The organism is uncultured Aquabacterium sp. (genome assembly GCF_947366995.1).
Taxonomy (GTDB): Bacteria; Pseudomonadota; Gammaproteobacteria; order Burkholderiales; family Burkholderiaceae_C; genus Aquabacterium.
Map to the genome: position 1 here is coordinate 1 of NZ_CANBCC010000018.1, position 19,969 is coordinate 19,969.

Sequence of the window (19,969 nt, forward strand, 5' to 3'; positions counted from 1 at the left end):
GGTGCCGGCCGGCAGCACGGTGCGCGTGGCCGAAACCGCGGTTCTTGGGCCGCTGGCCTTCACGAAACGCGCGCCCACGCGCTTTCCGCCAGAAGCAAAGCCTGATATTTTAGCCTGAGCGCGTGACAAAAGCGATCAGCTGTGTGACAAGGTCTGGTTCCGCTTGCAACGCAGCGCGGGCGTGCAGCGTGGCCGCTCCCCAGCCGGTCGGGTCTGGCCAGGCGGGCAGGGCGTCCGGCCAGGGGGCCAGCCCATTCCAGGCTCGCCACCAGGCGGACACGTCGCGAGCCAGCGGCGCAGGCCAGCAAGCCATCCAGCGTGCCATGAAGGCGTCGAGCTTGGCTGCATGCACGCCGTCGTCCTGCTCGTAGATGTGCCAGACATGCGGGCGGCCGGCCCACAGCGCACGGACGGCAGAGTCCTCCCCGCGCACCAGGTTCAGGTCGCAACACGCCAGCAGCCGGTCGAAGTCCGGCTGGCTGAGTGCCGCCAGGGGCGTGAGGTGCAGGTGGGGCGCAGGCGGTGTGCCGGCCGCCGTCCGGGCGTGTGCCCACGCTTCGCCCAGTCGGGTGGCGTGTCCGGGCGTCAGGAGCACCCGTGTCGGCACCGGCTCGGCGGCCAGGGCGTCGAGCCAGGAGGCCAGCGGGGCGTGCGCGTAACAGAACACCGAGGCCAGGCGTTCGCCCGGCTGGTGCGGTATCCGCAGGTCGGTCAGCGTGGCCGCGCTGAGGGCCGCGTCCTCACGGATCGCATCCTGCGCGGCGATCAGCCCCGGCTCGCGCAGCAGGCCGCCTGTGCGCGCAGCGAATCCCGGATAGAAGAAGTGCTTCACCAGTCCCGCCGCCGGGCCCGACCACACAGGCGACTGCAGGCCGTGGCTGCGCTCCACGTAGTCTTCGGCGCTCAGGTACTCGAGGTTGATCCACCTGGGCGGTGCGGGGCGCGCCATGCGCGCCAGGAAGGCCTCCGGCGGGTTGCAGCCGAAGGCCTCGATCACGACGTCACCGGGCTCGGGTACGTCGTCCGCCACGGTGGCTGCCGACCACGGGTGCACCGTGATGGCGCCCAGCGTGCCAACCCGGTGAACGCCTCGCGTGGCCCAGCGCACATCGGGTGCCATCCACTGCAGGGCCGAGGCGTCGTCCACCCAGAGGCGCACGGTGTGACCGCGGGCCGCGAGGTCGCGCGTGAGCCGCCAGCACACACCGATGTCGCCGAAGTTGTCGATGACCTGACAGAACACGTCCCACAGCATGGGGGCGGATTATGGCAAGTGCGGCTGACGGCGGGGCGCCGGGTCGGGGACAATGCCGCCCCATGAGCGAGCCGCAAGACGTTCCGATCCCGCCTGATGACCTGTCGGGTCAGCCTGAATCTGCCCCCGTCGAAGACCGAGAACAGATTTGGGCGAGGTTGCTGGCCGAGGTGAGCACGCTGCCGGGCCTGCCCGGCGTGTACCGCTACTTCGATGCACGGGGGGACGTGCTGTACGTCGGCAAGGCCCGCGACCTGAAGAAGCGCGTCTCGAGCTACTTCCACAAGAACCACGGCGGCAGCCGCATCGGCCACATGGTGTCGCGCATCGTGCGCATGGAGACCACCGTGGTGCGCAGCGAGGCCGAGGCCCTGCTGCTGGAAAACAACCTCATCAAGACGCTCAACCCGCGGTTCAACATCCTGTTCCGCGACGACAAGAGTTACCCATACTTGAAGATCGCCACGCACGCATTCCCGCGCATGGCGTATTACCGTGGCGCCGTCGATCGAAAGCACCGCTATTTCGGCCCATTCCCCAACGCCTGGGCCGTCAAGGAAACCATCCAGCTGCTGCAGAAGGTCTTCCAGATCCGTACGTGTGAGGACGCGGTCTACAGCCACCGCACCCGACCCTGCCTGCTCTACCAGATCAAGCGGTGCAGCGGGCCGTGTGTGGACCTCGTGTCGGAAGAGGACTACCGCTCGGCCGTGGGGCAGGCCGAGCGCTTTCTGCTGGGCGAGCCCGAGGCCGTTCTCGATGACCTGCAGGCGAAGATGATGGCGCACGCCGAGCGCATGGAGTACGAGCAGGCCGCTGGCGTGCGCGACCAGATCGGCGCGTTGTCGCGCGTGCTGCACCAGCAGTCGGTGGACACGGTGATGGACAAGGATGTCGACGTGCTGGCCGTCAAGGTGGCCGGTGGGCGCGCCTGTGTGAACCTGGCCATGGTGCGCGGCGGCCGCCACCTGGGCGACCGCGCGCACTTCCCGGTGCATGTGCAGGATGCCGTGATGACGCTGGACGAGGCCGATGCGGAGGCGGTGGCACTGGAGGCCTCGGCCGAGGCCCTGCAGCACGCCAGCGAAGTGAATGTGCTCGAAGCCTTTCTGGCTCAGCACTACCTGGGCGGCAGCGTGCCGGCCCTGCTCGTGCTGAGCCACCCCGTGAACCCCGCGCTGATCGAGGCACTGGGAGAGCAGGGCGGACGCAAGGTGACGGTCATCCACCAGCCGCGCGAGCAGCGCCGCGTGTGGCTCGAGATGGCCATCAAGGGCGCCGAGCTGTCGCTCGCCCGCCTGTTGTCCGAAGAGGGCTCGCAGCAGGCCCGCACCCGCGCGCTGGTCGAGGCGCTCAACCTCGATCTCGACCTGGATGCCCGTGAGGCTGGCCTGGATGGCGCGCAGAAGGAAGCCGACGACACGGCGGCCGGTCAGGGCGGGGCCGCGGGCAGCGACGACACGGACAACGCCAGCCCGACCGGCACCGTCACGGGTGAGGCGAGCCATGCGGACAGCACCGCGCGCGGATCACCACGGCACGACCCCCTGGCCACGCTGCGCATCGAGTGTTTCGACATCTCGCACACCGCCGGCGAAGCCACTCAGGCCTCGTGCGTGGTCTACGAGGGCCACAAGATGCAATCAGGCCAGTACCGCCGCTACAACATCACGGGCATCACGCCGGGCGACGATTACGCGGCGATGAAGCAGACGCTGGAGCGCCGCTACAGCGCGACGGGCACCAAGGCGGCCCGCGTGCCCGACATCGTGCTGATCGACGGCGGCAAGGGCCAGGTTGCCATGGCTCGCGAGGTGTTCCAGACGCTGGGCTTGCCGCTGTCCATCATCGTGGGCGTAGAGAAGGGCGAGGGCCGCAAGGTGGGCCTGGAAGAGCTCGTGTTTGCCGACGGTCGCCCCAAGCTGGCCCTGGCGCCCACTTCCGCTGCACTGATGCTCGTGGCGCAGATCCGCGACGAGGCACACCGCTTTGCCATCACCGGCATGCGGGCCCGCCGCGCCAGCGTGCGCACGGGCGGCAGCAAGCTGGAAGACATTCCCGGCGTGGGACCGAAGCGGCGTGCCCGGTTGCTGCAGCGATTTGGCGGCGTGCGCGGCGTCGCGGCGGCAAGTGTGGAAGAGTTGGCCACCGTCGACGGGATTTCGAGAGACCTGGCCGAGGAGATCTACCGTGCCCTGCGCTGAACCCAGGGGGGCCGGGCGGGCGGCACGGGTTGGGGCGGCGCTGCTCGCCTTGGCGCTCTTGCTGGGAGGCTGCGCGCAGCGTGCTCCGTTGCCCACCGAGCCGTCGCCGTCGGCTCCCGGGCCGGCCAGGGCGGGCGAACGGGCCCCCGCGACGCCGGGCAGCCGCGTTGTGGTCCTGCCGCCGCCGAACACTCCCCGCAGCTGGGAAGCCGCCCGCCTCCAGGCGGCCCAGCGCTTGGTTGCGGCGAACCCCGGCCTGACTTACACAGGCGCGGCGCCGGACGTGCTGCTTGCCATCCCGGTGCTCACCATCGAGCTGCATGCCGACGGGCGCATCCGGCACATCGAGGTGATGCGCTACCCCGGGCAGGCGCGCGACACCGTGGAGCTGGCCAAGGATGCCGTGCGCCGGGCAGCGCCCTTCGGCGACGTGTCCAAGCTGCCGCGCCCCTGGAAGTTCAACGAGACCTTTCTGTTCAACGCCGAGCGCAAGTTCAAGCCCATGACGCTGGACCGTCGGTGATCCACCCGGATCACGGGCACAATGGCATCCCATGTTCTGGACATTGCCCACCTTGCTCACCTGGGCGCGGATCGTCGCGATTCCGCTGATCGTGGGCGTGTACCACCTGCCTTTGCCCCTGGCCGAGATGAACCTCCTGGCCAGCGTCCTGTTTGTCGTTGTGGCGCTGACCGACTGGGCCGATGGCTGGCTGGCCCGTCGCCTGAACCAGACCTCGGCGTTCGGCGCCTTCCTCGACCCGGTGGCCGACAAGTTCCTCGTCTGCGCCTCGCTGCTGATCCTGCTGGAACTGGGCCGGGTCAACGCCCTGATCTCGCTCGTCATCATCGGCCGCGAGATTGCCATCTCGGCCTTGCGCGAGTGGATGGCCCAGATCGGTGCGTCGCGCAGCGTGGCGGTGCACATGGTGGGCAAGCTGAAGACGGCCGCCCAGATGGGCGCCATTGTCCTCTTGCTGCTCGACGGCCCTTTGCCGGGCGGCATGTTCCACGCGCGTGAACTGGGTACTTGGCTGATCTACATCGCGGCCGCGCTCACCATCTGGTCGATGGTGTACTACCTGAAGAAGGCGCTTCCGGACATCCGCGCCAAGTCGCGCTGACCCCGGCGCCGCCAGGCCGTTTGCGCGGGGTCAAAGCCCGTCTGTCAAGCGAGCTTGTCCGCGTCCCGGACAAGCGGCCCGCCACCCCACACCGGCATAGAATCTTTTTCGGCCGACGCTGCCTTGATGCGTGTGGCTGCGTGCACATCTGGATGGGGGGCGTATCCGTGAACAAGGCAGAGTTGATCGAGCACATCGCCGAGCAGGCCGACATTTCCAAGGCCGCAGCCGGTCGGGCTCTGGAGGCCCTCATTGGCGGGGTGTGCAGCTCGCTGAAGAAAGGCAACGCGGTGACGCTGGTGGGCTTCGGCACCTTCAGCGTCAGCACCCGAGCCGCCCGTGAGGGGCGCAACCCGCGAACGGGCGACGCCATCAAGATCAAGAAGGCCCGCATCCCGAAATTCCGCCCCGGCAAGGCCCTCAAAGACCACCTGAATTAATCAGCTAGACTAGCGCCTTCCACAGTTCATCGGGTGCTTAGCTCAGTTGGTAGAGCGGCGCCCTTACAAGGCGTAGGTCGGGGGTTCGAGCCCCTCAGCACCCACCACCGATGGGCATCCAGAAGGCGAACCTTGGTTCGCCTTTGTGTTGTCTGCGACCCGACTGGCGAGACCGGTCCTACGACATGTTCGATTTCGTTCGCAATAACACCCGCATCCTGCAGCTTCTGCTTCTGGTGCTGATCCTTCCCTCCTTCGTGGTATTCGGTATCCAGGGCTATTCGCAGTTCTCCGACCAGGCCGACACGGTCGCCAAGGTGGGCAGCCAGAAGGTGCCTCAGGCCGAGTGGGACAACGCGCACCGCAATGCCGTCGAGCGCGCCCGCGCGGAGCAGCCCGACGCCGATGCGCGACTGTTTGACACGCCGCAGTTCAAACAGCGCTCGCTGGAAGCGCTGGTGCGCCAGTACGTGCTGGCCGCCGCTGCGAACGACCAGCACCTGACCGCGGCCGACGCGCGCGTGCAACGTCTGTTCAGCACCGATCCGCAGTTCGCCAACCTGCGCAACCCGGACGGCACGCTGAACAAGGCGATGCTGGAAGCACGCGGCATGACGGCCAACCAATTCGTCGGCCTGCTGCGCCAGGAGCTCACCCTCAGTCAGGTGCTGTCGGGCGTGCAGAACACGGGCCAGACGTCGAAGGTGTCGAACCGCCATGCGGTCGAGGCGCTGTTCCAGGTGCGTGAAGTCCAGTGGATGAAGTTCGAGCCCAAGGCCTACGCCGCGAGCCTGAGCCCCACGGCCGACCAGCTCAAGGCCTTCTACAACGACCCCACCAACGCTGGCTGGCTGATGGCCCCCGAGAAGGCCGACGTGCAGTACGTGGTGCTGGATCTGGACAGCCTGAAGTCGCAGGTGTCCGTCAGTGAAGACGATCTGCGTCGTGCCTACCAGGAAAACGCGAGCCGCTTCAGCACGCCGGAAGAGCGTCGTGCCAGCCACATCCTGATCAGCGTCGACCCGAAGGCCACCGCAGAGCAAAAGAAGGCCGCCCGCACCAAGGCCGAGGGCCTGCTCGCCCAGGTGCGCAAGAACCCGGCCGGTTTCGGTGAGCTGGCCCGTGCGAACTCGAGCGACGAGGGATCTGCCGCCAATGGTGGCGATCTGGACTTTTTCGGCCGTGGCGCCATGGTCAAGCCGTTCGACGAAGCGGTCTTCAAGCTGAAGACCGGCGAGATCAGCGATCTGGTGGAAAGTGAATTCGGTTTCCACATCATCAAGCTCACTGCGGTGCGCGGTGGCCAGGCCAAGCCCTTCGAAGAAGTGCGCGCACAGCTGGAAGACGACGCGCGCAAGCAACTGGCCCAGCGCCTGTATGCCGAAGCGGCCGAGAAGTTCACCAACGCGGTGTACGAACAATCGGATTCGCTGAAGCCGGTGGCCAGTGAGTTGAAGCTCTCGGTGCAGTCGATGAGCGATGTGCTGCGCGTGCCGGGCGCCAAGGACCAGGGCGTGCTGTCCAACCCGCGTCTGCTGGAGGCGCTGTTCGACCCGGCCAATCGCGAGAAAGGGCGCAACACCGAAGCAGTGGAAGTCGGCCCGAGCAAGCTGGTGTCGGCCCGCATCGTGAAGTACAGCCCGGCCGCCCGACTGCCCTACGAGGCGGTGGAAGCCCAGCTGCGCGAGCGCTGGGTGGCTGCCGAAGCCCGCAAGGCCGCGCGCGCCGACGCCGACCGCAAGCTGGCTGCCTGGAGCAAGGCGCCCGACCAGGCGCAGATGCCTGCCTCGGTGCAGATCTCGCGTCGCACGGTCTTCAACCAGCCGCCTGCTGTCATGGACGCTGCGCTGCGCGTGCCCGAATCGCAGCTGCCTGCCTGGAAGGTGGTGGACCTGGGCGCGGATGGCGTCGCGCTGCTGAAGGTGATCAAGGCCGTGCCGCCACAGGTGTCGCCGCAAGAGTTGCAGGAGACCGAGGCGCAGTTCGGTAACTACTGGGGCCGCGCTGAAGCCGATGCCTACTACCGCGCCCTCAAGCGCCAGTACAAGGTGGAATACCTGAACGAGGGCAAGAAGGTGATGGACGGCAGCAACAAGTCGGCCGAGCAGCAAAAAACCGACACACCGTCGTAACTTGCCGCGAAATCGAGATATACTCTAAGTCTTCGCTCAACGGTGGCTGTAGCTCAGTTGGTAGAGTCCCAGATTGTGATTCTGGTTGTCGTGGGTTCGAGTCCCATCAGCCACCCCACCGAATTCTGAAGACGCGTCAAGCGCCTGGTTTCTCCGGAAATCAGGCGCTTTTTGTTTTGGCGCCGTTCTCCATGTCTTCCAGGGCGAGCTTTGCCGTGATCTGCGCCAGGTGCGTGAGCGCCTGAGGGAAATTGCCCAGCATGCCGGCTTCTCCGTCCACGGCAAACTCTTCTGAAAACAGGCCGAGGTCGTTGGCGCATTCCAGCGCGCGCTTGTAGCACGCATGGGCTTCTGCCCAGCGGCCCTGCAGGGCCAGGCACTCGGCCAGCCAGAAGGTGCATGGCAGAAAGGCGCCCTCGCGTTCGTTGATCCCATCCCCCCGGTCGTAGCGCAACAGCAGGCCACGACGCATCAGCCGGCTGCAGATGGCGTCGGTGGTGCGCACCATGCGAGGGTCGCGGGCGTCGATGTAGCCAAAATGCGGCAGCAGCAGCAAGGCCGCGTCGAGGTGGGGTTCGCCGTACACCTGCACATAAGTTCCCGCCACGGGGTCGTAGCCCAGGCGGTCAATCTCTTCGCGCATGTCCAGGGCGGTCTTCTCCCAGCGTGGCAGCGGGGCCGGCAGTTGATGGCGGCGGGCCAGCTGCAGGCCGCGGTCCACCGCCACCCAGCACATGACCTTCGAGTGCACGCCATGCATCGGTTGATCGCGGAACTCCCAGATCCCGTGGTCGGGCTCGGTCCAGCGTGTGCAAGCGAGGTCCACGACGCTGACCAGAAACTCCCAATAGCCTGGCGGAATGGGACGCTGCGCGTCGTGCCAGACGGCCGCCACTTCCAGCAGGCTGCCGTAGATGTCGTGCTGGATCTGCCGGGCGGCCAGGTTGCCTACGCGAACAGGGCGGGCGCCGCGGTAGCCCTCCAGCCAATCGAGGCTGACCTCGCTCAGACGGCGCTTGCCATCCAGGCCGTACATGACCTGCAACTGGGCGGCGCTACCTGCGGCACTGCGCTCGGTGAAGGCATTGAACTGCCCCGCCTCGCGCTCGAAGCCCAGCAGGTGTAGCGCACGTACGGCGAGGGCGGTGTCGCGCACCCAGCTGTAGCGGTAGTCCCAGTTGCGTTCGCCACCTGGCGACTCCGGCAGCGAGGTGGTGGCGGCCGCAGCCATCGCGCCGGAGCGCTCGTCCGTCAGACCCTTGAGGATGAATGCAGAGCGGCGGGTCTGGGGGTCCGTTTGTGCGAGGCCACTCGTGTGGTGCGCCCAACTCCGCCACCACGACAGCGTGCGGCGCAGGGCGAGGTCCACGTCGGCAGGCCGATCGCGGCGCCCGCCCGCGTTCCGCATCAGCTCTGCCGGGTCGACAAAGCGCAGGCTGAGTCGCACGGACTGTCCTGCAACGAGGCGTACCCGTGCGTGCAACTGCTTGCGCTCCTTACACCACACCAGTGGGGCGTCGCAGCAGATCATCAAACCCTTGTTGCTTCCATAGGCGGCGTACAGGCATCCGGACGCAGCCTCCCGGCGGTCGATGGACGGGAGGATCTCGCCAAAATCGAAGCGAGGGGCCACCTCGACCAGGCAGTCGACCTCGCCATGTTCACAAGTCAGTCGGCGCGCAAGCCGGTGTGGTCGCCTGGGCGAGCGCGCCGAAGGGACCTCAAGGCAGTCCTGCAGGGTGACCTCACCGGTCTCCGTGGCGTAGTGCGTGCGCAGCACCAGGGTGTCTGGTTCGTAGTCGCGCTCGATGCGCGTCACCCGTGCAGGATCCGGCGCAAGCAGGCAGTGTCCGCCGCGTTGCCAGTCCAGCAGGCGTCCGAAGCTCGGGTCGTCCGACATGCGGGGCAGGCAGCACCAGTCCACCGCACCGTCCAGGCTGACGAGGGCACTGGCGGAGCAATCGCTGAGGAAGCCGTAGGAGGCAATGGCCGGGTAGCCCTGCAGGGAAGCTGAAGCGGTCATGCGGGAGCCTTTCGCGGTCGGGTGGACGCCAGCCAGCGACGCGCACACCACACCGCTGCCAGCACGTAGGTCAGGCCGCCTGGTGCCCACATCAGCAGCCCCGCCAGCTGCTGGTCGTCAAGCGTCCGGGATTCAGGGAAGTAGAGGGGGCGCGGTGCGAAGACGAGCACCGCACCCAGAAAGCCGGTGTGCATGAGGGTGAGCCACAGCGACAGCATGGCGGCGGCCCGCACAGGTGGCGGGGCGCGCAGCACCGCCCACCAGAAGCCCCAGGCGCTCAAGAGGAAGCTGGCGTGCTCAATCGCATGCAAGGCCTCATGCTGCAGAGCCGCCATGTAGGGCCGCGGCATGTGCCATACCCAGAGCGTCGCCCCGTGCGCCAGCGCCCAGGCCAGCGGATACCGCAAGCTGCCCACCATCGGACGGGTCCACGGGTCGAGGCGCGGGCCCAGTGCGGCGCGCCATTGCACCAGCGGCCGGGCCACCACCATCCACGGTGCCACCATCGCAATCAGGAGCATGTGCTGGAGCATGTGCATGGCGGTGCTGTGGGCTGCGGCCTCGTCAACGGGACCGAACAGCGCCAATCCGCAGACCAGCATGCCGCTGTGGAAGGCCGCGCGGCTGCGGCGGTCTGGCCGCACGCGCAGGGCTCCGAGCAGGTACAGCCACCAGGCGGTAAGGTAGAGCCCCCAGCTGAGCCACACGGGCCATACCTGCTGGCCGGCCAGGCCGACTGGTGTGTGGGCCTGGGCTCCGCTCAGGCCCAGCAGCAGCAAGGCGGTCAGTGACCCGCGCAGGAACAACCTGCATCCGGGGCAGCCTGTATCGAGCATCACAGGCATGGTGGCAGGCGCCACAACGGCAGCGCGACAAACAACGTGGAGAACGTGGCCGTGCCATGCAACACGGCCGCGGTTAGCGCGATGAAGCGACCCGTGGGCGGCAGCGCGGCCTGCCGGCTCGCGCGCAGACACCGCCACATCATCCACACCATCACCGCAGTGAACCCGACGCCGATCATGAGCAGGGCGGTGTTGACGGCGGTGGGGTGAGCGGCAGCGTGCGGTGCGGGTGACACACAGCTGAGCGCCTGGACGACGTAGATGAGCACGAACCACACACTCCACAGCAGCAGACCCCAGGCCAGTTGCAAGGGATGCGTCGGGTGCAGCAGCCGGCTCATGGCGCGCTCCACAGGGCGGGCAACCCGAGCACCACGCCGGCGGTGACCCACAGGGTCGCCGCGGCGAAGCCCCACCACTGGGTCACCACGAGCGGCTCGTAGGGGGCGTGCGGGCCGACGTAGCGGTGGCCCACACGCCAGGCCTGCAGCAGGCTGGCGACCGAGCCAATCAGGCCATGCAGCAGTTGGAAAGCGAACAGCGTGCAGACGATGGCGTCGTGCGCGTGCTGTTGCGGCGCCAGCGGCACCACGCGGAGCAGGGCGGCCAGGCACGCCACAGACAGGAGGCCCAGCAGGCCGGCGCCCAGCGTCTGCGGCACAAGCCCCGCATCGTGCCCGCGCTGGAGTCGCTGACTGGCTCGTCGCATGAGTGCCAGCCCGACCGCGGCCGTGGTCAGCGCCGTCGCGCCCAGAGCCAGGCCGGTCGGTGTCAGCCGGGCCAGCAGCGGAGTCGGCAGGGGCGCACTGGCTGCGGCGGGCGACACTGTCCAGAGGTACAGCCACCCGAACAGCAGCGACGCATAAAGGGCGCCATCAGCCAGCAGCGTCATCCCCATGCCCCACAGGCCCGGCCCGTCGGCGGTGCGCGAGTGCAGCGGCAGGCCTTCAGGCAAGCCGTCGGCTTCGGCCGCGGCCCCCGGGTGGGCGCCATTCACCCATGACCAACGCAGTGCCACACTGGCCGCCGCCCCAGTACCCAGGGCTGCCACCCCATACGCGTTCGCAAGCAGGGCCGCGCACACCCAACCCAGGGCCAGCCCCAGCAGCAGCGGCAGAAAGCTGTTGCCTGGCAGATGGATCACCTCGCGCGTGTTGCCCACGGTGGGGTCGCTGCCAAGGGTTTCGCGCCGGCCATGATCAGCGCGGGGCAGGGCGAACCGTCCCTGCCGCATGCGCTCTGGCAGGTCCGGTTCATCCCACAACGGGTGGCGGCTGGTGACCGTGGGCAGGCTGGCAAAGTTGTAGGCGCGGGGCGGCATCTCGCCGGCCCATTCCAGCGTATCGGCCTGCCAGGGGTTGGGGCTGGCGCGCCGACCGTGCCGCACCGACAGGAAGAGGTCCATGAACACCATGGCCACACCAAAGGCCATGACGAAGCTGAAGACCGACGACACGAGGTTGGGCAGATCCCAGCCCAGCCCGGCTTCGTAGGTGTAGACCCGGCGCGGCATGCCGAGCAGGCCTGTCCAGTGCATGATGAGGAAGGTGCCGTTGAACCCGATGAAGGTGACCCAGAAGGCCCAGCGTGCGAAGCGCTCTGACGGCATGCGGCCGCTGAACAAAGGCAGCCAGTGGTACAGCCCGGCCACCAGCGGAAACAGCATGCCGCCCACGAGCACGTAATGCATGTGGGCGACGACAAAGTGGGTGTCGTGCACCTGCCAGTCGAACGGGACGAGCGCGAGCATGACGCCCGTCAGGCCGCCGGCCACGAAGATCAGCAGGAAGCCGGTGAGCCACAGCATGGGCACCGTGCGCTGGGGGCGCCCGGCCCACAGGGTGGCCAGCCAGGCAAAGACCTGGATGCCGGTGGGCACCGCCACCAGCATGCTGGCCGCAGAGAAAAAGGCCTGCGCCAGATGCGGCAGGCCGATGGTGAACATGTGGTGCACCCACAGGCCGAAGCTGATGAAGCCCGTGGTGATGACGGCAATGACCGACCAGGTGTAGCCGACAAGCGGGTGGCGCACGTGTGCCGGCAGGATGGTGGAGACGATGCCCGCCGCGGGCAAGAAGATGATGTAGACCTCTGGGTGGCCGAAGAGCCAGAAGAGGTGTTGCCACAGGATGGGATCACCGCCGCGCGCGACATCGAAGAAGGCCCAGCCGGCCGAGCGTTCGAGTTCCAGCAGGATGCTGCCCAGGATGAGCGGCGGGAAGCCGGCGATGATCATCAGCGAGGTCACCAGCATGTACCAGGCGAAGATGGGCATGCGGGGCAGCGTCATGCCGCGCGCGCGGGTACGCAGGATGGACACCACCATTTCGATGGCCGAGGCCATGGTGGCGATCTCGACAAAGGTGATGCCCAGCAGCCAGAAGTCGGCGTTGGGCCCTGGGCTGTAGGGGCGACTGCTGAGCGGCACGTACATGAACCATCCGGTGTCCGGTGCCACCGCCCAGACCAGGCTGGACAACAGGATCACGCCGCCGAACAGATAGGCCCAGTAGCCGAGCGCGCTGAGCCGGGGGAAGACGAGGTCGCGCGCGCCCAGCATCTTCGGCATCAGGTAGGACGCCAGCCCTTGCAGCACCGGCACGGCGAACAGGAACATCATCACGCTGCCGTGCATGGTGAAGGCCTGGTTGTAGGCGCTGGCGTCCATCACCGTGGCGCCCGGGCGTGCGAGCTGCGCGCGCACCAGCATGGCCAGCAGCCCACCGACCACGAAGAACACCGCCCCCGTCCCCATGAAGCGCAGCCCGATGGTGCTGTGGTTGACGACGGACACCGCACGCCAGCCGGTCGGGTTGCCCCAGACGGCTTCCATTTCGGCGTGCAGGACCTCAGGGTCGCGGCCTGGCCCGCTGTCGACCGACTCGGGGCTCATGGCGCCGGCTCCTTCATCCAGCGGGCAAAGTCGGCGGGGGGCATCACGATGACGTTCAGCACCATGTGCGCGTGGCCGGTGCCGCAGAACTCGGCACACTGCCCGCGGTGCACGCCCGGGGTGTCTGCTTGCAGGCGCAGCACGTTCACGCGGCCCGGGATGGCGTCGACCTTGCCCTGCAGGCGTGGCACCCAGAAGCTGTGGATCACGTCGTCGGCGTGCACGCGGACGTCCACCGGCACACCGGCCGGCATGCGCAATTCGTTGACCAGCGGGGTGGTGCGGCCTGCATAGTGCACCAGCCATGTCCACCGCCTGGCGTGCACGTCGACCGCGATGCGCGGTGCGCCGGCTGGCAGGGGCAGGGCCTGGATGCCATGGCCGGCGGGCATGCCGAATGCCAGCAGGACCGCGATGCTGAGGGTGGGCCAGAGCACGCCGCCGACCAGCAGCCACCGCGAGGCCCAGACGGGCCGGGGGGAGTCATCCGGGGGCGCCGGGCGGCGACGCAGGCCGTGACACCACAATGCCGCCACCACCGCGAGCGCAACGGCGCCGTAGGCCAGCATGCCCCACCAGAGCGCGGCGATCGTGCGGGCCGCGGGGCCGGCGGGGTCGAGGATGGACTGCGGCCCGGCACAGGCGCTCAAGCCGGCCAGCGGCATCGTGGCCAGAATCAGGACTAGCGGAGACGCCCGATGGCAGCACGCAGACGCAGGACGACGGTGATCGACCCGATCCACAGCCATGTGCGGTTGGCGGGCCACCCGCTGCATCCCATGGTGGTGCACTTTCCGGTGGCGATGCTGCTGGCTGTGCTGGGCGCTGACGCCGCGCATTGGTGGACGGCCGATGTGTTCTGGCAGCGCGCGGCCCTGTGGCTGGCCGGGGTGGGGGCCTGGGGTGGCTGGTTTGCGGCGGTGGTGGGCACGGCCGACTGGGTGCTGGTGGGGCGCATCCGGAGAATGCTGGTGGCGGCGTGCCACGGCGTGGCGGCGGTGATGATGCTGTCCGTGGCGACGCTCAGCTGGTTCTGGCGGCTGCAGGCCGCACCGTCCGGCGAGCCGGTGTGGATCACCGTGGCGCTCAGCGCGTTGGCGGCGTTTCTGGTGGGTCTGGCGAGCCTGCTGGGCGGCCGGCTGGTCTACGAGCAGGCGGTGGGCGTGGTGACGGCGAGGTAGCGTGGCACGGCGTCGCTCCCTCATCGCGCGGCCTTAAACAGGTTTGGCCAGCACGAGCCACAGCGTGCCGAGCATGGCCGATGCCGTGGCGGCAGACAAACCGAGATGCGGCGATGAGGGCAGGGGCTCGCCGTGCTCTTCGCGGTGCAGAGCCCACCCGGCGAGCAGGTGACACGCCGCGAGCACCGTGACGGCGAACAGCTTGGCAGCCAGCCAGGCGGGCGTGCCGCTCACCAAGGCAAACAGGCCCGTGCCCGTGGCAATGGCCAGGAGCGCGGCGGGCGTGGCCATGAGCAGGAACAGGGTCCGCTGAGGGGCGGCGGTTTCGCGCGCATCCACATGGCCGCCTGTGCGCCCGAGCGCAGCGACGACGCACAACAGCGCGCCGCACCAACACACCAGCGTGGCGAGGTGCAGTGTTTTCAACCAGAGCATGGACGGCTGGGCGGCAAGGCGCGTGCCCGCAGGCTAGGGAAAGGCCGCTGTCGGTGGGCACGCTGAATGCGCACTATGGTCCCGTGCCCTTTGACGCACGGAGGTGATCATGGGAAGCGCATGCGAACAGCTCAACCCGAGCCAGGTGGACGAGACGGTGGATGTGAGTGGGTGCAGCTATCTGGTGACGGCCAAGCGCCACAGCGACTCGGGAACGTGGTCCGTGTCGGTGGAGGCGGTGGCCATCGATGGCGATCCGCCCCAGACCGCCTGGGATGGCGAAATTCCGGTGGGCGCAGGGTTCGGCTCGCCGACCTCCGCGCTGGCTGCCGGGAAGTCGTGGCTGGTCGCGCACCAATGAAAAGCGCGCTGTACGCGCAAGGCTGACGGGCGTCGGTACAAAACGCCACACGGGGTTGCAAGCGATGAGCTCTCTTACATCGGCCTGCAGTCGGTCGCATTGTGAAACGGGATCGGTGAGGATTCGTCACGGTCGATGGGACGTGCAGTCATAAGCCCCGGCGCGGTGGCGGGCACGGAGGTTGCCAAAGATGCTGCGTCGTGGTGCACAAGGAGCGGGAGATGCGGCTTGCGTGTTGGGCTCTTGCGTTGGGAGTCGGTGTCTGGGCCACTCCTGTGGGGGCGCAGGTTCCTGAAGGCGGACGGGTGGCGGCCAAGGCCGGCCAGTTCGTCTGGTACGGCGTGCCGGGCAAGTGGCGCAGCGCCTCGGTGGCGGCCACGGGCACCTATGTCTGCGATGCGGCCACCCTGGGTGGCGATCCGGCGCCAGGCGAGGCAAAGCAGTGCCACGTCAGCGAGGTTGGCTCGGCTTTCAACTGCATTCCGTCCCAGTTCGGCGGCACGGGGACGGGCTTCGTGAAGTCGGTCAGCCTGATGCCGCTTGAGATGTGGGCCGCGTGGAAGTGTGGCGACAAGCCTCAGTACCTGGTGTGCGCCGGTTCGGGGTGCCTGGGTGATTTCATCAGCGGTCCGCCCGACCAGGCAGCCACCGCGGCCGTGATGGCCAAGGCGCGCGCGGCGCTCAAGTGAACGAGGGGGCGGTCAGGCCGACCCCGTGCGCCCCACGCCAGAAGCCGCGGTGCAGCGCTGCAATGTCCTCTTCCATGGCGGCCACGGGGCCGATGACCTCGATCGGCTTCTGCCCCCGGGCGAACACCTCCCGACAGGGCAGGTTCATGGTCGGGTTTTCGCTGGCGTCGCCCGTGAGCTCGAGAAGGCGGTGCTCCGTCATGCCGTACACCACGCGCCCGATGTTGGCCCAGTACTGGGTGGCGGCGCACATGGCACACGGCTCGGCCGTGGTGACGAGGGTGCACTGCCACAGCACCTCGGGGCTGTAGTTCAGGGCCGCGGTGCGCGCCAGCACCGATTCGGCATGGTTCACCGTGTCGACGTTGCCTTGCTCGGCCAGCACCGTGTGGCCGTCGGGCCCCACCAGAATGGCGCCGAACGGGTGGCGGCCGAGACTGCGTGCGCGTTCGGCCACCGCGTTGGCGCGGCGCAGCAGCGAGATGATCTGTGCCTCGCTCAGCAGAGGCAGGGAGGGGTAGCGGGGCGAGGTCACACGCATGGGTCGGTTCAGGTGTCAGGATCGTGCAGTCTGCAGTCCGGGAATCTGGCCGTTGTAGGTCGAGGGCCAGGGTGGCCACGCCTTGCGGGCTCACTCAGTGATTCTGACTCCCGCGATGGGCCCAGCCGGTGGTGCGCTTTTCCACCACCGAGAACACCTCGTACATGATCATCGCCATGGCGCCCACAATGACCAGGCCGCCGAAGGCCAGGCCCATCTGCATGGCCGAGCCGGCGCTGATCAACAGGTAGCCGATGCCTTCGTTGGCGGCCGTCATCTCGGACACCGTCGTGCCGACGAAGGCCAGCGTGATGGCGACCTTCAGTGAGCCGTAGAAGTAAGGCATGGAGCGTGGCAGGCCCACTTTGATCAGCACGTCCCAGCGGCGCGCGCCGAGCACGCGCAACACGTCTTCCAGTTCCGGCTCCAGCGTGGCCAGGCCGGTGGCGATGTTCACCATGATCGGGAAGAAGCTGATGAGGAAGGCTGTGAGCACGGCCGGGCCCACGCCAATGCCGAACCACACCACGAGGATCGGGATGAAGGCGGCCTTGGGCAGGGCGTTGAAGGCCGTCATCAGCGGGTAGACCGCCGCGTAGGCCAGCCGCGAGCTGCCGATCAGAAAGCCGAGCAGGACGCCGACCACGATCGCAATGGCAAAGCCCACCATCGTCACCCAGAAGGTGTGCCAGGCGTGACGCAGCAGCTCGCTGTGGAACTCTGCGATTTGTGCGGCGATGCGGGCGGGGCTTGGAAAGATGAACTCCGACACGTCAAGGGCGGTACACAGCACCTGCCACAGGGCGATGACGAACAGCAGCAAGGCCCAGGGGGCCCAGCGCTCCATTTGCCTGGATGAAACGCTCATTGCGCGATCTCCACGGTGGTCTGGATGGTGGCCGGCTTGCGCAGGGCGCCGATGTGCGCGCGCAGTTCGTGCACGATGTGGGTGAACTCGGGCGTGTACGTGACTTCCAGATCACGCGGCCGCGGCAGCTCGATCTCCCGGCGCGCCAGGATGCGTCCCGGGCTGCGGCTCATCACGTAGACCGTGTCGGCCAGGAAGACTGCCTCGCGCAGGTCATGCGTCACCAGAATGACGTTGAATCCCTGCTCTGCCTGCAGGTCGCGCAGGGCACACCACAGTTCTTCCCGCGTGAAGGCGTCGAGCGCGCCGAATGGTTCGTCGAGCAGCAGCATCTGCGGCTCGTGGATCAGCGCGCGGCAGATCGAGGCGCGTTGCTGCATGCCACCGGAAAGCTGCCACGGAAACTTGTCCTCGTAGCCCCCCAGACCGACGCTTTGCAGCAGCGCGCGAGCCTTCGCCTCGTACTCCTTGCGCTTGGCCTTGAAGTTAGAGCGATAGGGCTCGACGATTTCCAGCGGCAGCAGCACGTTGTCGACCGTGGTGCGCCAGGGCAGCAGCGACGGCGCCTGAAACGCCATGCCGGTGATCTTCAGCGGCCCCGTCACGGGCTCGCCGCCAATCGTGATGCGACCCCGCGAGGGCATCTTCAGGCCCGTGGTCAGCTTCATGAAGGTCGACTTGCCGCAACCCGAAGGCCCGACGATGGCGACGAACTCGCCCTTCCTGATCTGCAGGCTGATGTCCTCGACGGCGAATTGCTTCTTCGCCAGCAGTTCGTCGTTGTAGGCCAGCCAGACGTTCTCGAACTCAACAAAGGCGGTCATCTTGGTCCTTCGGGTGCGCGCGATTCATCACTTCTTGGCAGGCAGCACGTTGAGGTCGGCCGCGGCAGGCAGGTAGGCAGAAGTCCAGACGGCCTCGGGGTTCACGCGGGTCTTGGTGTTGAAGGCGTCGCCCACCTGCGAGGCCATCAGCGCCAGGCGCGGCAGCCTGACCTGGCCGAAACCTTCGGCGCGCGCGTCCGGACTGTTGACCACCTGCTCGATGGCCAGCTTCAGACGGCGCTTCTCCAGCTCGACGTTGATGATGCCGTCGCGGGCCTTCACGGCATCGATGGCAGCATCCGGGTTGGCCATCACCTCCCTGGCACCCTTGGCAAAGGCCCTCAGGAAGGCCTTCACGGCTTCTGGGTTCTCCTTGAGGATCCGTGCCGACGCGATGATGGCGTTGCCGTACAGCTTCACCCCGTGCTGTGAATACGGAAACATCACGATCTCGTCTGCCTTGGCGCCCCGGGCCTCCAGGTTCAGCAGTGATGTGAACGAGAAGCCGGTGATCGCATCGACGTCACCACGCACCAGCATCGTCTCGCGCAGTGGCGGATCCATGGTGATCCACGTCACCGCCCCCAGCTTGTTGGCCTTGGCAAAGATGGGCCACGACTTGCGACCCGAATCGAATACCGGCGCGCCCAACTTCTTGCCCGCCAGATCGGCCGGTGTCTTGATGCCGGACTTCTTCAGCGCAAAGGCGGCGGCCGGCGTGTTGTTGTAGACCATCATGACCGCGACCGGCTTGTTCGGCACGTCCGGGTTGTTGGCGTGGAACTCCATCAGGGCCGCCATGTCGGCTAAGCCCATGTCATACGAGCCCGAGGCCACCCGGGTCACGGTGCCGCCCGAGCCGTTGCCAGCGTCGATGGCCACGTCGAGCCCCGCCTGCTTGAAGTGGCCTTTCGCCGCTGGCTGAAGGAACAGGGCGGCGGGGCCTTCAAAGCGCCAGTCGAGCTGGAACTTGATGGCGGTCTGGGCGTGCACCGCCGTGGTGCCCAGGGCGCCCCAGGTGAGGGCGGTGGCAGCGGCCAAGGTGGACAGCAGGGTGCGGCGAGGGCGCGAAATCGCGGTCATGGGCAGGGGCTCCAGGGTGGCAAAACTGTATACAGTTCATGTTTGCGAGAAGCGTGCCAGCGGTGTCGGTCCGATTGGCGGTGGTGGCACCCTGGAAATGGGGGCGGACGGGGACGTGGACATCCCGCGCCGGCAGAGCCAACCGATAAAATCGGCCGGTTTCATCGACTGGAATCCGTGGTGTCTGATCGTCTTTTTGTCTTGTCCCAGTACATCCTGCCCAAGGTGGCGTTGACTCGCCTGGCTGGCTGGGGGGCTTCGGCCCAGGGAGGGGCGCTCACCACGGCCTTCATTCGCTGGTTTGCCGGCCGCTACGGGGTCAACATGGCCGAGGCCGCACAGCCTGAGCTGAGCAGCTACGCCAGCTTCAACGAATTCTTCACTCGCCCGCTGAAGCCCGGCGCGCGCCCGATTGCCGCCACCCGGCTGGTTTGCCCGGTGGACGGCGCCGTGAGTCAGTGCGGCCCCATCGACCGAGACCAGATCTTCCAGGCCAAGGGCCACAGCTACTCCACCACGGCGCTGGTGGGCGGCGACCGTGCGCTGGCCGCGCAGTTCGAGGGCGGGCACTTCGCCACCCTGTACCTCAGCCCCAAGGACTACCACCGCATCCACATGCCGTGTGATGGCCGCCTGACCCGCATGATCTACGTGCCGGGCGAGCTGTTCTCAGTGAACCCGGCCACCGCGCGCGGCGTGCCGGGGCTGTTTGCCCGCAACGAACGCGTGGTGTGCGTGTTTGAAGGCGAGCACGGCCCGTTCGTGCTGACCCTGGTGGGCGCCACCGTGGTGGGCAGCATGGCCACCGTGTGGCATGGCGTGGTGAACCCGCCGCGTTCCGGCAAGGTGCGTGAATGGCACTACGCCGACCAGCAGATCGTGCTGCGCAAGGGCGAGGAGATGGGCCGCTTCCTGCTGGGCTCGACCGTGGTGATGCTGTTCCCCAAGGGCGAGCTGGCTTTCAACCCGCACTGGGTGCCGGGGCAGCCGATCCGCATGGGCGAGCCCATGGTGGCCTGATCAAGGTTTTCGCGGCGCAGGCCGCTTCCCTCCGGGCATGGGCCCGGTGAC

General features: G+C 67.6%; 20 protein-coding genes and 2 tRNA genes. 11 read left to right on the plus strand and 11 right to left on the minus strand.

What is annotated here, in order from left to right:
• Positions 1-109 precede the first annotated feature (109 nt).
• The gene (gene earP, locus Q0Z44_RS07015; protein ID WP_298011419.1) at positions 110-1,255 is read right to left on the minus strand and encodes an elongation factor P maturation arginine rhamnosyltransferase EarP; all 1,146 of its coding nucleotides are present in this window, start codon (positions 1,253-1,255) and stop codon (positions 110-112) included.
• A 62-nt stretch (positions 1,256-1,317) separates the two neighbouring features.
• On the opposite strand from earP, the gene uvrC reads away from it, so the two are divergent.
• The 7 genes from uvrC to Q0Z44_RS07050 all read left to right on the plus strand — a co-directional run bounded on the left by uvrC (position 1,318) and on the right by Q0Z44_RS07050 (position 7,273).
• A complete protein-coding gene (gene uvrC, locus Q0Z44_RS07020; protein ID WP_298011420.1) occupies positions 1,318-3,459 on the plus strand; it encodes an excinuclease ABC subunit UvrC in 2,142 nt (713 codons plus the stop codon).
• A 283-nt stretch (positions 3,460-3,742) separates the two neighbouring features.
• Positions 3,743-3,982: a hypothetical protein gene (locus Q0Z44_RS07025; protein WP_298011421.1), complete on the plus strand. Its 240-nt coding sequence runs from the start codon at positions 3,743-3,745 to the stop codon at positions 3,980-3,982.
• A 31-nt stretch (positions 3,983-4,013) separates the two neighbouring features.
• Positions 4,014-4,583, plus strand: coding sequence for a CDP-diacylglycerol--glycerol-3-phosphate 3-phosphatidyltransferase (gene pgsA / locus Q0Z44_RS07030; RefSeq protein ID WP_298011422.1), 570 nt, complete (start codon positions 4,014-4,016; stop codon positions 4,581-4,583).
• A gap of 167 nt (positions 4,584-4,750) precedes the next feature.
• Complete coding sequence (locus Q0Z44_RS07035) at positions 4,751-5,023, plus strand: HU family DNA-binding protein (RefSeq protein ID WP_109035932.1); 273 nt, start codon at positions 4,751-4,753, stop codon at positions 5,021-5,023.
• A 31-nt stretch (positions 5,024-5,054) separates the two neighbouring features.
• Positions 5,055-5,130, plus strand: a tRNA-Val gene (locus tag Q0Z44_RS07040).
• Between the two features lie 78 nt (positions 5,131-5,208).
• Entirely contained in the window at positions 5,209-7,155 is a 1,947-nt protein-coding gene (locus tag Q0Z44_RS07045) for a SurA N-terminal domain-containing protein (RefSeq protein ID WP_298011423.1), read from the plus strand.
• Between the two features lie 42 nt (positions 7,156-7,197).
• Positions 7,198-7,273: transfer RNA gene (locus tag Q0Z44_RS07050), tRNA-His, on the plus strand.
• A gap of 42 nt (positions 7,274-7,315) precedes the next feature.
• Here the strand turns inward: Q0Z44_RS07050 and Q0Z44_RS07055 are convergent.
• The 5 genes from Q0Z44_RS07055 to coxB are packed head-to-tail and all read right to left on the minus strand — an operon-like array spanning position 7,316 to position 13,566.
• Positions 7,316-9,178, minus strand: a complete 1,863-nt coding sequence (locus Q0Z44_RS07055; protein WP_298011424.1) for a glycoside hydrolase family 15 protein — start codon at positions 9,176-9,178, stop codon at positions 7,316-7,318.
• Complete coding sequence (locus Q0Z44_RS07060; RefSeq protein WP_298011425.1) at positions 9,175-10,014, minus strand: cytochrome c oxidase assembly protein; 840 nt, start codon at positions 10,012-10,014, stop codon at positions 9,175-9,177. Before Q0Z44_RS07060 ends, Q0Z44_RS07055 begins: the two co-directional genes overlap by 4 nt.
• Positions 10,014-10,364 (minus strand): hypothetical protein, encoded by a 351-nt coding sequence (locus Q0Z44_RS07065; protein WP_298011426.1) that lies wholly within the window; start codon positions 10,362-10,364, stop codon positions 10,014-10,016. Before Q0Z44_RS07065 ends, Q0Z44_RS07060 begins: the two co-directional genes overlap by 1 nt.
• Positions 10,361-12,916, minus strand: coding sequence for a cytochrome c oxidase subunit I (gene ctaD / locus Q0Z44_RS07070; RefSeq protein ID WP_298011427.1), 2,556 nt, complete (start codon positions 12,914-12,916; stop codon positions 10,361-10,363). Before ctaD ends, Q0Z44_RS07065 begins: the two co-directional genes overlap by 4 nt.
• Positions 12,913-13,566 (minus strand): cytochrome c oxidase subunit II, encoded by a 654-nt coding sequence (gene coxB, locus Q0Z44_RS07075; protein WP_298011428.1) that lies wholly within the window; start codon positions 13,564-13,566, stop codon positions 12,913-12,915. The genes ctaD and coxB overlap by 4 nt, the downstream gene beginning before the upstream one ends.
• 48 nt (positions 13,567-13,614) lie before the next feature.
• Here coxB and Q0Z44_RS07080 point away from each other — a divergent pair, with 48 nt between their 5' ends.
• Positions 13,615-14,097 carry a DUF2231 domain-containing protein gene (locus Q0Z44_RS07080; RefSeq protein WP_298011429.1) on the plus strand — a complete coding sequence of 161 codons (483 nt, stop codon included), beginning with the start codon at positions 13,615-13,617 and terminating at the stop codon, positions 14,095-14,097.
• A gap of 33 nt (positions 14,098-14,130) precedes the next feature.
• Here Q0Z44_RS07080 and Q0Z44_RS07085 read toward each other — a convergent pair whose 3' ends face one another.
• Positions 14,131-14,532: a CopD family protein gene (locus tag Q0Z44_RS07085; protein ID WP_298011430.1), complete on the minus strand. Its 402-nt coding sequence runs from the start codon at positions 14,530-14,532 to the stop codon at positions 14,131-14,133.
• Positions 14,533-14,641: 109 nt separating this feature from the next.
• Here Q0Z44_RS07085 and Q0Z44_RS07090 point away from each other — a divergent pair, with 109 nt between their 5' ends.
• Positions 14,642-14,893 carry a hypothetical protein gene (locus Q0Z44_RS07090; RefSeq protein WP_298011431.1) on the plus strand — a complete coding sequence of 84 codons (252 nt, stop codon included), beginning with the start codon at positions 14,642-14,644 and terminating at the stop codon, positions 14,891-14,893.
• 305 nt (positions 14,894-15,198) lie between these two features.
• Positions 15,199-15,582, plus strand: a complete 384-nt coding sequence (locus Q0Z44_RS07095; RefSeq protein ID WP_109036072.1) for a hypothetical protein — start codon at positions 15,199-15,201, stop codon at positions 15,580-15,582.
• Here the strand turns inward: Q0Z44_RS07095 and Q0Z44_RS07100 are convergent.
• The 4 genes from Q0Z44_RS07100 to Q0Z44_RS07115 form a co-directional block, all read right to left on the minus strand.
• Complete coding sequence (locus Q0Z44_RS07100) at positions 15,575-16,123, minus strand: nucleoside deaminase (RefSeq protein WP_298011433.1); 549 nt, start codon at positions 16,121-16,123, stop codon at positions 15,575-15,577. The two genes, Q0Z44_RS07095 and Q0Z44_RS07100, sit on opposite strands and share 8 nt — an antisense overlap.
• A gap of 94 nt (positions 16,124-16,217) precedes the next feature.
• Entirely contained in the window at positions 16,218-16,991 is a 774-nt protein-coding gene (locus Q0Z44_RS07105; protein ID WP_298011434.1) for an ABC transporter permease, read from the minus strand.
• The gene (locus tag Q0Z44_RS07110) at positions 16,988-17,815 is read right to left on the minus strand and encodes an ABC transporter ATP-binding protein (protein ID WP_298011435.1); all 828 of its coding nucleotides are present in this window, start codon (positions 17,813-17,815) and stop codon (positions 16,988-16,990) included. The genes Q0Z44_RS07105 and Q0Z44_RS07110 overlap by 4 nt, the downstream gene beginning before the upstream one ends.
• A gap of 27 nt (positions 17,816-17,842) precedes the next feature.
• Positions 17,843-18,898 (minus strand): ABC transporter substrate-binding protein, encoded by a 1,056-nt coding sequence (locus tag Q0Z44_RS07115; protein ID WP_298011436.1) that lies wholly within the window; start codon positions 18,896-18,898, stop codon positions 17,843-17,845.
• A 180-nt stretch (positions 18,899-19,078) separates the two neighbouring features.
• Between Q0Z44_RS07115 and asd the strand changes: the two genes are divergently transcribed.
• On the plus strand, positions 19,079-19,918 hold the full coding sequence (gene asd, locus Q0Z44_RS07120) for an archaetidylserine decarboxylase (RefSeq protein WP_298011437.1): 840 nt from the start codon (positions 19,079-19,081) through the stop codon (positions 19,916-19,918).
• The last annotated feature ends 51 nt before the right edge of the window (positions 19,919-19,969 follow it).